The sequence below is a fragment of the Actinospica sp. genome, from assembly GCF_035552695.1.
Lineage (GTDB): Bacteria > Actinomycetota > Actinomycetes > Streptomycetales > Catenulisporaceae > Actinospica.
The window spans coordinates 1-13101 of the sequence record NZ_DASZKT010000083.1; the positions used below are offsets into that span (position 1 = coordinate 1).

Sequence of the window (13101 nt, forward strand, 5' to 3'; positions counted from 1 at the left end):
CTCCCGGTACGCGGAGGCGGCCTCGCGCACCCACCGGCCCTCGCGGTGCGCGGCGACGCGGCGCTCGATCCGCTGCCGGTTGCACGGTCCGTCGCCGTCCAGCACGGCCTTGAACTCGGACCAGTCGATCTCGCCGTACGCGTAGCGGCCGGTCTCCTCGTCCAGCCGCAGGTCGGGGTCGGGCAACGTGAGCCCGAGGATCCCGGCCTGCGGGACGCAGAGGTCGACGAAGCGCTGCCGCAGCTCGTCGTTCGAGTGCCGCTTGATCTTCCAGGCGGTCGACTTCGAGGAGTGCGTGGACGCGGAGTCCGGCGGGCCGAACATCATCAGCGAGGGCCACCACCAGCGGTCGACGGCGTCCTGGGCCATCGCGCGCTGCTCCGCGGTGCCGTGCGCCAGCGCGTACAGCGACTCGTAGCCCTGCCGCTGGTGGAAGGACTCCTCCTGGCAGATGCGGACCATCGCGCGGGCGTACGGGCCGTAGGAGCAGCGGGTCAGCGGGATCTGGTTGACGATCGCGGCGCCGTCCACCAGCCAGCCGATCGCGCCCACGTCGGCCCAGGTCAGCGTCGGGTAGTTGAAGATCGAGGAGTAGCGCTGCCGGCCGGTGTGCAGCGCGTCGAGCAGCTCGCCGCGGTCCACGCCCAGGGTCTCGGCCGCCGCGTACAGGTAGAGCCCGTGCCCGGCCTCGTCCTGCACCTTGGCCAGCAGGATCGCCTTGCGGCGCAGCGAGGGAGCACGGGTGAGCCAGTTGCCCTCCGGCTGCATGCCGATGATCTCGGAGTGCGCGTGCTGCGCGATCTGCCGGATCAGCGTGCTCCGGTACGCCTCCGGCATCGCGTCGCGCGGCTCCACCCGCTCGTCCGCGGCGATCAGCGCCTCGAAGCGCGAGCCGGACGCGCCGGCGCTCGTGCCGGACTCGGCGAGGGTCGTCATGCCGGGGCCTCCTTGCCGACCGAACGTTCGGTTCAAGTGTCGCCGAGGCGGACCGGAACGTCAACAGATCCGCGCTGATCTAGTCCAACCGAGCGGGCCCGCGGGAGGTCTCTCTCTGTGGGTGAGCGGGTACGGACTGTAGAAGCCGCCTTGGGTGAAGGGAGTGGGACGCATGAAGCACGTTTTGTCGGCCTTGGGAGTGGCCGCCTGCACGCTGGTGTTCTGCACAGCCTGTGTGGGCAGTTCCTCGCCGAGCGGCAGCGCCGGGAGCACCGCGAGCAAGACGTCGGCGTCGGGCACGACGACGAGCGCGCCGGCCACCGGGACGACGGCGGGCACCGGCACGAGCGCGTCGACCGGCAGCACGAGCACCGGTTCCGGAGGGAGCGGCACCGCTACCGGCAACGGCAACGGCGGTTTCGGCTCCTCGGGCGTGAGCACGTGCCTGACGCGGTATCTGAACGGCACCGTGAGCGGGGAGCAGGGCACGGCCGGTTCGATCTACGTCAACATCGTCTTCAAGAACCTCGACAACAAGCCGTGCACGATGTACGGCTACCCCGGTGTCTCCCTCGGCGCGGGCACCCCGGTCCAGCAGGTCGGCCAGCCCGCTGGCCGCAACCCGCAGGTGAGCCCGAAGCTCGTCACGCTGCAGCCGGGCGGCCACGCCTACGCGATTCTGCAGATCGGCGACGCGGCCAACTGGCCGCCGCCCACCTGCCAGCCGGTGCCGACCACGTACCTGCAGGTCTATCCGCCGAACACCAGCAACCTGCTGTACGTCGCCTACGATTCGACCGGCTGCAAGGGCGATGTCGTCACCCTTCACGTGGAGGCGGTGCAGCCCGGTACCGGCTCTTAGGCGGCGGATGACGGTACGTTGGTGGTGTGACGGGACACGACGACGACCTCAGGCTCGCGCACGTGCTGGCGGATCAGGCTGATTCGCTCACGACGCAGCGGTTCAAGGCCCTCGACCTCAAGGTCGAGACCAAGCCCGACCTCACCCCGGTGAGCGACGCCGACCGGGCCGTGGAGGAGCTGCTGCGCACCGGGCTGGGCCGGTCCCGTCCGCGCGACTCGATGCTGGGCGAGGAGTTCGGCACCGTCGCGGGGCGCGCGGACGGGCGGCGCACCTGGATCGTCGACCCGATCGACGGCACCAAGAACTACGTGCGCGGGGTGCCGGTATGGGCCACGCTGATCGCGCTGATGGAGGACGGCAAGCCCGTCGTCGGCGTCGTCTCGGCCCCCGCGCTCGGCCGCCGCTGGTGGGCCTCGCACGGCAACGGCGCGTACACCGGACGCTCGCTGTCCCAGGCCTCGCGGCTGCAGGTCTCGCAGGTCAGGGAGCTGAAGGACGCCTCCTTCGCCTACTCCTCGGTGATCTCCTGGGAGGAGTACGGCAAGCTGGAGGGCTTCCTGAGCCTGTCCCGCTCCTGCTGGCGCACCCGCGCCTACGGCGACTTCTGGTCGCACATGCTGGTCGCCGAGGGCGCGGTGGACATCGCGGCGGAGCCGGAGCTTTCCCTGTGGGACGTGGCCGCGCCCGCCGTCATCGTCACCGAGGCGGGGGGACGGTTCAGCGCCGTGGACGGGGATCCCTCGCCGGCCGCCGGCTCGGGGATGACATCGAACGGGCTGCTGCACGAGGCGCTGCTGGCGTATCTCGGCGACGACACGGGGGACTGACATGCTCAACACGATCATCAACCATCTGCTGATCTTCAGCGGATGGTCGGCGCTGGCGCTGGTGTTCATACTGCCCGCGCTGGAATCCTCGGTCTTCCTGGGCTTCGTGATCCCGGGCGAGACCGCCGTGGTGGTCGGCGGCTTCCTCGCGTACGAGCACCGGGTCTCGTTCGCGGGCGTGCTCGCGGCGGCGATCCTGGGCGCGATCATCGGCGACTCGATCGGCTTCTGGGTCGGCGAGCGCTGGGGCGACACGCTGCTCGCCAAGCTGCCGAGGCGGCTGGTCAAGCCCGAGCACGTGGAGCAGGGCAAGCGGTCGATCCACCGGCTCGGCGGCCGCGCGGTCTTCGCCGGGCGCTGGATCTCGGTGCTGCGCGCGCTGGTGCCCGGCCTGTGCGGGACGAGCCGGATGAAGTACGGCACCTTCCTGCTGTGGAACGCGATCGGCGGCATCACCTGGGCCACCGGCTACATCCTGCTCGGCTACCTCGCGGGCTCGGCCTGGCAGCGGGTGGAGCACTACACCTCGGTCGTCAGCTACTCGCTGTTCGGCGCGATCATCCTGGCGATCGTCGCGGTGGTGGTCGTCAAGCACCGCAGGCAGCGCGTACGGGACGAGGAGACGCTGGACGAGATGGCCGGAGAGCAGCGCGAGGAGCTGACCCCGGAGCAGGCGACGCCTACCTCAGAGGTCTGAGGATCCGCCGAGAGTTCCGACTATCCCGCCGAGGCCACGCCGCTGTGCGCCTCGGCGCCGTTCTGCTCCCCGGAATCGCCGCCGTCGTCCTCCGCGGGGATCTCGGCGAAGCGGGCCAGGGCGAGCGCGCCGCCGACCGCGAGCAGGAAGCCGAACACCCCGACGACGCCGTAGCCGGGGCGCGCGCTGTCGCCGAGCAGGGTCAGGCCGATTATCGCGGGCACGGCGGTCTCCCCCACGACCAGCGCGGCGGCGGTCGCGTTCACCGAGCCGCGCTGCAGGGCCGTGGTGAAGAACAGGAAGCCGGTGACCGAGGCGATCAGCGCGGCGTACGCGGCGGGATCGGTCACCAGCCGCGCCGGCGCTATCGACGGCAGGATGCGCACCGCGATCCCGAAGACGCCGAACAGGAAGCCGGCGACCGTGCCGAGCAGCGCCGGGTGCGCGCTCTTGTAGACGTTGCCGAGCACCAGCGCGGTGACCGCGAGCAGCAGCGAGACGCCGAGCAGCGCCCAGCGTCCGGCACCCGAGAAGCTGCCGTGCCCCTCGGGCCCGGCGGCGAGGCCGAGCAGCACGAGCCCGCCGACGACGGCCGCGATCGCGAGCTTGTCCCGGTTGGTGAGCCGGATGTTCAGCAGCAGCCCCGCGAACACGGCCGTGACCGCGAGGTTGGTGTTCACGATGCCCTGGACCTCGAACAGCGGGAGCTGGCGCAGCGCGAAAAGGTTGAAGATCAAACCGAATGCGTCCATCCCGGTGCCGAGCAGGAACGGCAGCGAGCCGAGCACGCGCATCAGCAGCCGCGGGTCCACACCCTCCGAACCCTCGACGCGGCGCGCGCCCATCGCCTGAAAGACGGTGGCCACCCCGTAGCAGAGGCAGGCGATCAAAGCGCCGGCCAGTCCCCAACTCAACTCAGACTCCCTTGAGGGGATTCCACTGATCTTCTTAAGGAATTCAACTGTACCGAGGTCCGCGGCCCTCGAACCGCAGGGCGCATGACCTATCTCACGTGGCGCCCCGGCCGCCGAGCGGGCATGCTGAATCAACTCAGCCGCGGAACGCATGGCCACGCCCTGAAGGGGGCAGAATCCAGCGATACCGCGTATTTCATTCCCTCGGCTGGGGCGTTGTGCGAGAACGCTCCACCACCAGACCGTAGCCAACTCGCCGCTTCCGCGTACCCGCGGACGGTGCCGTCATCCGTGAAGGAGTCCGACCGGTGCCCACCCTCGCTCCGTCGCCCGCCTGCCATGCCCTCGAATCCCCCCGAGTACTCGACCTGATCACGGCGGACGTGGCGCGCGTCACGGCGCTCATCACGGAGGCCGATCCGGACCGCCCGGTCGCCTCCTGCCCCGGCTGGACGCTCGCCGGGCTGGTCGAACACCTCGGCCACATCCACCGCTGGGCGACGGCGATCGTCACCCGGCTGCCGCAGGAACGCATCGAGCTGAGCGAGCAGGAGCTCGGCTTCCCGAGGGACTCCTGGTCCGCGGCGCCGGAGTGGTTCGCCGCCGGCGGCCGGGCGCTGGTCGAGGCGCTGGGCGGGGCCGACCTCGACGCGCCGTGCTACGCGTGGGGCGCCGACCAGCACGTGCGCTTCTGGCTGCGGAGGCAGCTGCACGAGACGGCGATGCACCGGGTGGACGCGGAGCTGGCGGTCGTCGGCACGGCGGGCGCGCTGGACCCGGCGGTGGCCGTGGACAACATCGACGAGTTCCTGGCGAACCTGCCGCACACGAAGCGCTTCCGGCCTGAGGTGCGCGATCTGCACGGCGACGGCGAGACGATCCACCTGCACGCCACCGACCTGGCCGGGAGCGAGCTGCCCGGCGAGTGGCTGATCACCTTGGAACCGCACGGTTTCCGCTGGTCGCACGCGCACGTCAAGGGCGCGGCCGCGGTGCGCGGCACGGCCCGGGATCTGGCGCTGTGGATCAACCACCGGATCCCGGACGCGGCGCCCGGACTAGAGCTGCTCGGCGAGGAGCCCCTGCTGGCCTACTGGAGCGCCAAGACCGCGCTCTGAGGACTTGCGGCCGACCGGGCCCGGATCCGCGGCATGCCCCGCGGATCCGGGCCCTGATACGTTCGCGGGCACGGGGGCGGCGGCGAGGGCCGCCGCGCCGACGGGCACCGCGCCGACCGCCACCGCCTCGTCGGGGAGGCCGGTGAGTCCGTCCGGCGACACCAGCCGTCCGCTGCAGACCGTGTACCCGGCCTCGGCCAGGTAGTCCTTCGCCTGCTCGAACAGGCTCATGATGCGCCGGGAGACGTAGAAGCAGATCACCGCGCAGGGAATCTCGGCGAACACGGCCATCAGGATCGAAAGCAGCAGCCCGCCGCGGTGCGTGGTCAGCACGTCGAACCACGCGTCGATCAGCAGCATCGTGCCGGTCATCGCCGCCGTCACCGCGCCGCGCGGCGAGCGGTTTATCAGGTTGAACGCGGTCACCGCGAAGCCGAGCACCAGGAAGCAGTCGAAGCCGCCCCACACGAGGGTCCAGCGCGGGGAGACGTTCACCACACCGGGCACGGTGAACATCAGCACGATCCAGGGGATCAGCACCACCGCGCCGCCGAGGAAGAAGACGACGACCCACTTCGGCAGGATCTTCGACGCACCGAACTCGAATCGCATCACACGCTCCCCTGTTCTCTGCCGGTCCGCTCGGTATAGATCTCCCCGGCGCGGTACCGCAGCATGCATCCAGAACCTTCGGGCAAGCTGGGAAATTCCCGACGAATTCCTGAGCGGGTCCGGCACACCTCGATCGTGCTGCCCGGCATGTATGTTGGGCGTCAGGAGCGTGTGGATCTGAGAGCCTGCCTGGAGGGCGCGTGCGACAGCCGACCGACAGTACCGCCGAGACCACCGCAGCGGACGGCGGCTTCCGCTGGCCGGTGCGGCAGTTCTCGCTGGACAACGGCCTGCGGGTGGTGGTGTGCGAGGACCGCACCGGGCCCATCGCGGGGGTGAACCTCTGGTACGACGTCGGATCGCGGCACGAGCCCGCGGGCAAGCACGGCTTCGCGCACCTCTTCGAGCATCTGATGTTCCAGGGCTCGGCGCAGGTCGGCAAGACCGAGCATTTCAGTGTGCTGCAGGAGGTCGGCGGCAGCGCGATCAACGCGACCACCAGCGCGGACCGGACGAACTACTACCAGACGGTGCCGAGCGCGGCGCTGCCGACGGCGCTGTGGCTCGAGGCGGACCGGATGGGCAGCCTCGCGCTCACCCAGGAGAACCTGGACAACCAGCGCGAGGTGGTCAAGAACGAGCGCAGGCAGCGCTATGACAACGTGCCGTACGGCCGCTGGGCGGAGATCCTGCTGGCGCTCGCGTACCCCGAGGGCCACCCGTACCACCACTCGACGATCGGCTCGATGGCCGAGCTGGACAGCGCGGAGCAGTCCGACTTCACGGCCTTCTACGAGTCCTACTACTCCCCGGACAACGCGGTGCTGACCGTGGTCGGGGACGCCGACGACGCGCAGGTGCGCCGGTTCGCCGAGGAGTACTTCGGCGGCCTGTCCGCGCGGCCCCGGCCGGAGCCCGCCGCGGTGGCCGCGCTGCCGGCCGCGATCGACGGCCCGGTGCACGAGGTGATCGAGGAGCCGGTGCCGCTGCCCCGGTTCTTCTTCGGCTTCCGGGCCACCCGCTTCGGCGAGCCCGGCGCGGCGGCCGAGGAGGTGCTCGCCGCGGTGCTCGGCCGCGGCCGCGGCGCCCGGCTGTTCACCGAACTGGTCACCAAGCGGGAGCTGGCCCAAGCAGAGGGCTCGTACCTGGCCTCGTGGCAGCTGGCCTGGTACGAGTCGCTGCTCAGCGGGATGGTCACCCCGCGTCCCGGGGTGGACGCGGCCGAGCTGCACGCGGCGTACTTCGAGGTCTGTGAAAGGGCGGCGGTGGACGCGCCGACCGAGGCGGAGCTGGACCGGGCCAGGTCGATGCTGGAGGCGGACTGGGCGCGCGAGCTGTCCTCGGTCGGCGCCCGCGCGGACCAGCTGAGCCGGCACGCGGTGCTCTTCGGCGACGCGGAGCGGGTGCGCGACCGGCTGCCCGAGCTGCTCGCGGTGACGGCCGAGGACGTGCGGGCCGCCGCCGAGCGGATCTTCACCCCCGGCAACCGGGTCACCCTCGAGTACCGGCCCGTTGAGGTCTCCGTTGACAGTGAAGGGAACTGACGTGACGTCACCTCGACTGGCCTCCCGTCCGGCTCCGGCGGCCCAGCGGCCGTATGTCTTCCCCGAGGTGCGCAGGCTCGCGCTGTCCGGCGGCGAGGTGGTCGCAGCCCACCTGCCGGGCCAGCCCCTCGCGTGGCTCGGCGTGATGCTGGGCGGCGGCGCCCTGGCCGAGCCGGCGCCCGCCGCCGAGGCCCTCGCGCTGGACGGCCTGTCCCGGGCCACCGCGAGCCTGCTCGACGAGGGCACCGAGCACTACACGGCCGACGAGTTCGGCGCCGCGGTCGAGTCGCTCGGCGGGCACTGGGGCGTGGACAGCGGCTGGCAGAGCACGAAGGTGACCATCGACCTGCCGGTCTCCCGCGCGGCCGCGGGCGTGAGCCTGCTGGCCGAGGCCGTGCGCCGGCCCGCGTTCCGCGACGTGGACACCCGCCGCTTCCTGAGTGACCTGACCTCGGCCAAGCGCGAGCAGTTCGCCCGGCCCGGCGTGCGCGCCCAGCAGGCGCTGCGCAACGCGCTCTACGGCGAACGGACGCGCTACGGCCGGCTGGCCGGGGGCACGCCGGAGAGCGCCGCCGTGCTGGACGGCGCCGCGGTGCGGGCGTTCCACGAGCAGTGGCTGCGCGGCCCCGGCGTGCTGCTGGTGGCCGGGGACCTGGACGTGCTCGACCTCGAGGCGCTGGCCGCCGCGGTCTTCGCGGACGCGGCGACCGAGAACCCGCACACCCCCGACGCCGAGGCCCCGCTGCCCGATCCGAAGCGGCTGACCATCGCCGACCGCCCCGGCGCGGTGCAGTCCACGCTGCGCATCGGGCACCCGGCGGCCACCCGCACCGAACTGACGGCGGCCGGGGTCGACATCGTGGCGCTGCGCGTGGCCAGCACGATCCTCGGCGGCTCGTTCAGCTCCCGGCTGAACAAGGAGCTGCGCGAGGTGAAGGGCTACACCTACGGCGCGCACTCGTCCTTCGACCTGGGCCGTCCGCAGGGCCTTTACGCGATGACCACCGAGGTGCAGACGGACTCCACCGCCCCGGCCGTGGCCGACGCGCTGCGCATCATCCACGAGTTCTTCGACGACGGCGCCACGCCGGCCGAGCTGGAGCTGACCCGCGCCTACCTGGCCGGCGCCACCCCGATCGGCCTGCAGAGCCCGGGGGCCGTCGGCTCGCGCCTCATCGAGATGGTGCGGCACGGCCTGCCCGGCGACTACGTGACCGCCGAGCACGCCCGGCTGCTCGAAGTCACCCTCGACGACGTCGACACGGCCCTGCGCGCGGTGCTGCGCCCGTCGGACCTGGTCGTCGCGGTCGAGGGCGACGAGTCCGTGTTCGGCACCGAACTCGCGAAGGCGGTTCGGGAGGCGTAGCCGGCCGGCTCCTGAGCCGCGCTAAGCATCCTCACCCGCATGGCGCATCAACTGCGCCATGCGGGTCCTTTTTGACCCACGCGGGTGACAATTGATTGTCAGATGCAATAAAGCAATCAATTTCAGGTGGTGGTGTGATGCGGGTTCTGATGACGGTCTCGATGGACACCGAGAAGGCCAATCTGGCGATCCGGAACAACAAGCTGGCGGAGATCATGACGTCCTCGCTGGAAGCGGTCAAGCCGGAGGCCACGTACTTCGGGACGAAGGACGGCCTGCGCACCGGATACATCGTCTTCGACCTCGTGGACGCCTCGGACATCCCGAGCATCGCCGAGCCGTTCTTCCAGGAGCTGGACGCCAAGATCGACGTGATTCCGGTGATGGACCTCGCCGACGTCCAGGCGGGGCTGCAGAAGTACAGCGCGCGGTAGCGAAGGCTCAGACGAGTTCGTCTTCTGATTCAGATGCAGCACGAGGCCCCGGGATGGCGGCGGACATCCTCAGGGCCGTGCCGACCTGTTCGACCGAGGCCTCGAACATGCCGATGTCGGCGTAGTAGACGTAGCCGACCTGTTCGTTCACCCGGAGCATGTGCGCGTTGTCGGCCGCATTGTTCGTGACGACCCGCTCCAGGTCGGGAAATTCCGCCAGCAGCCAGCGCATCATCGCCGCCTTGACCGCGCGGCCGAGCCCGTGTCCGCGGAAGCGCTCGACGACCGCGGTGTCCTGCTGCCAGCACAGATCCACCCGGCCGGGCCGCAGCAGCATCCCGGTGAGCGCGGCGAGGGCGCCGGTCTCCTCGTGCACGGCGACGACGTGGCGCATCTCGTCCCCGGTCTCGCGAACGTCCGCCTCGTTCCGTCGGACGCGTTCGACCGTCCACTCCCGATGCTCGTAGGACGACCCGCCGGTCGGCGCGTCGCCGATCGCGTTGCGGGCTCTGGCGAATTCGGCCACGAGATCGTCGGGGGCGGCGTCGGACCACTGCTCGAACCGGAAGCCCGCGGGAACCGGGACATCCCACAGCGCCGGATCCACGTCCAGCACGTGCAGCATCTGCCAGCGGTTGCTCAGCACGTTCGCGAAGCCCATTTCCCGCGCCCAGCGATCGCCGACCGAGCCGAGCCTGACCTGGTCGTTGACGAACGTGAGACGGCCCCTGGATCGGGCGTCGGCGACGATCTCGCGCAGCAGCGCGATGCCGATGCCGCGGCTGCGGTGAGCCGCGCCGACCACCACCCGCACGATGGCCCAGTCGAGCAGCTGCCTGTCCGGGTAGACGACCGAGCCGAAGCCGAGCAGTTCGTCGCCCGCGTAGGCGCCCCACGCGTGCCGCGGGCCGAGGTCCATGAACCGCGGATCGCGCCAGACCGCCGCGAAGTGCGGGAACGGCTGGAGCGGGAAGCCGGGGAAGTCCCGCTTCCGCTCGACGATGTACAGCTCGTGCCACTGCCGCAGCTCGGCCTCGCCGGCCTCCGCACCTACGAAACGCCTGATCTCCACCGGTTCCCCATCGCTCATCGCAACCGCCCGCGCCAACGATGGTAACCGGCGAATGCGTCTTACGGTTCGGACAGCGGGTGCGCGGCCGGGCACCGCGTGCTAATTTCTCTGATCAAGGTCATGAGTGCCAGCGACAAGCCCCGGCTCGCTGGCCGGCAACCCTTCGTCCGCGATGGGGTGCCCCGGGTGAGGACCGGGCCGTGCGGCAGGCGCACGGCAAGCGCGGATTCGTGATGCTCCCTACGCGCCGGTACGGCACTCGGTACGCCGTCTCCCCGGCATAACGGTCGTCGCGTTTCCCTGATCCCGTTTGGGGTGAACCGCTATGACCGAGAGCATGACTGTTTTCGCAACGGCCGAATGCACTGACGCGCTTCTTCCGGTGGTGGGCGCCGGACTGCCCGTACCGCTGGTGACCGGGGCCTCGGCGCCCTACGCGAACCTCGACTACGCCGCCTCCGCGCCGGCCCTTCGCGCTGTCGCCGAGCACCTCGCGACCGCCCTGCCGTACTACGCCTCGGTGCACCGCGGCGCGGGCTACGCCTCGCAGGTGTCCACCGCGCTGCTGGAGAACTCGCGCAGCTGTATCGGGCGCTTCCTCGGCGCCCGCGAGGACGACCTGGTCGTCTTCACCCGCAACACCACCGACGCGCTGAACCTGCTGGCGCACTGCGTGCCGCGGGGCGGTTCGGTGCTCTACCTGGACATCGAGCACCACGCCAACCTGCTGCCCTGGCAGCGGCGCGGCGACGTGGTGCTGGAGGCCGCCCCGACACTCCGCGAGACCCTCGCCGACGTCGAGGCCGCGCTGGCCGCGACCCCGACCGCGCTGCTCGCCGTCACCGGCGCCTCGAACGTGACCGGGCAGCTGCTCCCGATCAGGAAGCTGGCCGAGATCGCGCACCGGCACGGCGCCCGCATCGCCGTCGACGCCGCGCAGCTCGCCCCGCACCGCCGCGTCTCGCTGACCGAATCGGGGGTCGACTACCTGGCGCTTTCCGGCCACAAGCTCTACGCGCCGTACGGCACCGGCGTGCTCGTCGGCCGCGGCGACTGGCTCGACGCGGCCCCCGCCCACCTCGCCGGCGGCGGCGCGGTCCGCGAGGTCGGCACGACGGGCACCGACTGGGCGACCGGTCCCGCGCGGCACGAGGGCGGCACCCCCAACGTGCTCGGCGCCGCCGCGCTCGCCCGGGCCTGCGAGGAACTCGCCACGGTCGGCGGCGAGGCCCTGGCGGCGCACGAGAGCGCCCTGCGGCAGCGGCTGCTGGCCGGGCTCGCGCGGCTGCCGGAGATCAGCGTGCTGAGCATCTGGCCGGGCGACGCGCCCGACCCGACCGGCGCCCCGGTGCACTCGGACAAGGCCGAAGCCGCCGAGCTCGAAGACGACTCCATCGGCGTCGTCTCCTTCACCGTCGCGGGCTACCACGCCGGCTGGGTCGCCGCGTACCTCTCCGCCGAGCACGGCATCGGTGTCCGCGACGGCCGCTTCTGCGCGCACCCCCTCGTCGGCAAGCTCGGCCTCGCCGCCGACGGGGCCATCCGCGCCTCGTTCGGCGTCGGCTCGACGTCCGCCGACGTCGACCGGCTGATCGGCGCGCTGCACGGCCTGCTGACCAACGGACCCGCCTGGGAGTACGAGCTCGTCGACGGCCGGTACCGCCCCGTCGCCGACCCGCGCCCCATCCCCGACTTCGCCGGTCCGCGGTCCGCCGTGACCTCGCCCTGCCAGGCCGGCTGAGCGGCCGTCAGGCCCCTGCCGACGCGTCGCCGAACGGGTCACCCGCCCAGGAAGACTCGGCCGGTCTGCTCGCCGGCCATGCGGACCGGGACCTTCGAGTCGGCGTCCACCTGGAGGGCGAGCTCGACGTCGGCGGCGAAGCCCGCGGCGCGCAGTTCGCGGGCGGAGACGCAGTCGGCCACGTCGTCGAGCGCCGAGGGATGGGCCCAGGCGGACGCGGCGAGCCGGGCCTCGGCGGAGAGCGAGTATCCGAGGTCTGCCATGCGCGCGCAGACCGCGCCGGCACCGAGCCAGTCCTCGATCGCCGGCCGGGCGCCTTCGGCGGCGGCCTCGACCGAGCTCCACTGCTCGCCGCAGGCGACGACCGTCACCCGGCCCGCTCGGACCGCGGTCATCAGGTCGGTGGCCCGGGTGGCGCAGGCGGTGGCGTTGCGGGGGCTGCCGATGAGCACGGCGGGGGCCTTCGACGCGGCGCTGACGACGGCGGCGCCGTTGAGGGAGGTGAAGATGACGCGCTGGCCGGGCTCCGCTTCGAGGAGGCTCGCGGGCGAGAGGGAGACCTGGCCCTGTCCGACCTTGCGCCGGCGGCTCAGCGGCCTGGCTCCGAGCCGGATCGCGGCGATGGCGGGGCCGCCGAGGGATTCGATCTCGGCGCCGCTGTAGATCAGGCAGGTGAAGTCGCGGGACGCGGCGATGGACAGCGTTGTCGAGAAGGACAGCACGTCCACCACGACGACCACGTCGCCGCGGGCGGCGGCGAGGGCGGCTCCGGTCCTGCCCCACTCCACGTGGACGGAGGTGTCCGGCCACGGGTCGAAGGTGGGGGGACGCAGGACGGCGGGGAGAACGCCGGGGACTGCGCGGACCGCGGGGGAATCGGGCGTGTCGACGTCGGATGTCTGCGGGACGTACGCGTCGCTCTGCCGCTCTTGCATCGTCCCCTCCTAGACCAGTAGGGACAATGCTAGACCTACG

13 protein-coding genes and 1 riboswitch are annotated in these 13101 nt (G+C 71.6%); of the genes, 8 read left to right on the forward strand and 5 right to left on the reverse strand.

Features of this window, described 5'->3' with window-relative positions:
- Positions 1–936 (reverse strand): 1,2-phenylacetyl-CoA epoxidase subunit PaaA (paaA, locus tag VG296_RS10830; protein ID WP_325565513.1); only part of this gene is annotated, 936 nt, incomplete at its 3' end.
- Positions 937–1108: 172 nt separating this feature from the next.
- Here paaA and VG296_RS10835 point away from each other — a divergent pair.
- From VG296_RS10835 to VG296_RS10845, 3 genes are read left to right on the forward strand one after another with little or no spacing between them, the layout of a single operon-like run.
- Positions 1109–1798 carry a DUF4232 domain-containing protein gene (locus VG296_RS10835; protein ID WP_325565514.1) on the forward strand — a complete coding sequence of 230 codons (690 nt, stop codon included), beginning with the start codon at positions 1109–1111 and terminating at the stop codon, positions 1796–1798.
- Between the two features lie 26 nt (positions 1799–1824).
- A complete protein-coding gene (hisN, locus tag VG296_RS10840) occupies positions 1825–2628 on the forward strand; it encodes a histidinol-phosphatase (RefSeq protein WP_325565515.1) in 804 nt (267 codons plus the stop codon).
- Between the two features lies 1 nt (position 2629).
- Positions 2630–3325 (forward strand): DedA family protein, encoded by a 696-nt coding sequence (locus VG296_RS10845; protein ID WP_325565516.1) that lies wholly within the window; start codon positions 2630–2632, stop codon positions 3323–3325.
- Positions 3326–3345: 20 nt separating this feature from the next.
- On the opposite strand, the gene VG296_RS10850 is transcribed toward VG296_RS10845, so the two are convergent.
- Entirely contained in the window at positions 3346–4239 is an 894-nt protein-coding gene (locus tag VG296_RS10850) for a hypothetical protein (RefSeq protein WP_325565517.1), read from the reverse strand.
- A gap of 308 nt (positions 4240–4547) precedes the next feature.
- On the opposite strand from VG296_RS10850, the gene VG296_RS10855 reads away from it, so the two are divergent.
- Positions 4548–5357 carry a maleylpyruvate isomerase family mycothiol-dependent enzyme gene (locus VG296_RS10855; RefSeq protein WP_325565518.1) on the forward strand — a complete coding sequence of 270 codons (810 nt, stop codon included), beginning with the start codon at positions 4548–4550 and terminating at the stop codon, positions 5355–5357.
- Here VG296_RS10855 and VG296_RS10860 read toward each other — a convergent pair.
- Positions 5298–5969 carry a hypothetical protein gene (locus VG296_RS10860; RefSeq protein WP_325565519.1) on the reverse strand — a complete coding sequence of 224 codons (672 nt, stop codon included), beginning with the start codon at positions 5967–5969 and terminating at the stop codon, positions 5298–5300. The two genes, VG296_RS10855 and VG296_RS10860, sit on opposite strands and share 60 nt — an antisense overlap.
- A gap of 200 nt (positions 5970–6169) precedes the next feature.
- Between VG296_RS10860 and VG296_RS10865 the strand changes: the two genes are divergently transcribed.
- From VG296_RS10865 to VG296_RS10875, 3 genes are all read left to right on the forward strand, one after another.
- Positions 6170–7513 carry a pitrilysin family protein gene (locus VG296_RS10865; protein WP_325565520.1) on the forward strand — a complete coding sequence of 448 codons (1344 nt, stop codon included), beginning with the start codon at positions 6170–6172 and terminating at the stop codon, positions 7511–7513.
- A gap of 1 nt (position 7514) precedes the next feature.
- Complete coding sequence (locus VG296_RS10870; RefSeq protein WP_325565521.1) at positions 7515–8879, forward strand: pitrilysin family protein; 1365 nt, start codon at positions 7515–7517, stop codon at positions 8877–8879.
- 137 nt (positions 8880–9016) lie between these two features.
- On the forward strand, positions 9017–9313 hold the full coding sequence (locus VG296_RS10875) for a DUF3303 family protein (RefSeq protein ID WP_325565522.1): 297 nt from the start codon (positions 9017–9019) through the stop codon (positions 9311–9313).
- Positions 9314–9320: 7 nt separating this feature from the next.
- Here VG296_RS10875 and VG296_RS10880 read toward each other — a convergent pair whose 3' ends face one another.
- Positions 9321–10403, reverse strand: a complete 1083-nt coding sequence (locus tag VG296_RS10880; RefSeq protein ID WP_325565523.1) for a GNAT family N-acetyltransferase — start codon at positions 10401–10403, stop codon at positions 9321–9323.
- 98 nt (positions 10404–10501) lie between these two features.
- Positions 10502–10614: riboswitch (SAM riboswitch) on the forward strand.
- Positions 10615–10722: 108 nt separating this feature from the next.
- Here VG296_RS10880 and VG296_RS10885 point away from each other — a divergent pair.
- Positions 10723–12126 (forward strand): aminotransferase class V-fold PLP-dependent enzyme, encoded by a 1404-nt coding sequence (locus VG296_RS10885; protein ID WP_325565524.1) that lies wholly within the window; start codon positions 10723–10725, stop codon positions 12124–12126.
- A gap of 38 nt (positions 12127–12164) precedes the next feature.
- On the opposite strand, the gene VG296_RS10890 is transcribed toward VG296_RS10885, so the two are convergent.
- Positions 12165–13061 (reverse strand): 2-phosphosulfolactate phosphatase, encoded by an 897-nt coding sequence (locus VG296_RS10890; RefSeq protein WP_325565525.1) that lies wholly within the window; start codon positions 13059–13061, stop codon positions 12165–12167.
- Between the last annotated feature and the right edge of the window lie 40 nt (positions 13062–13101).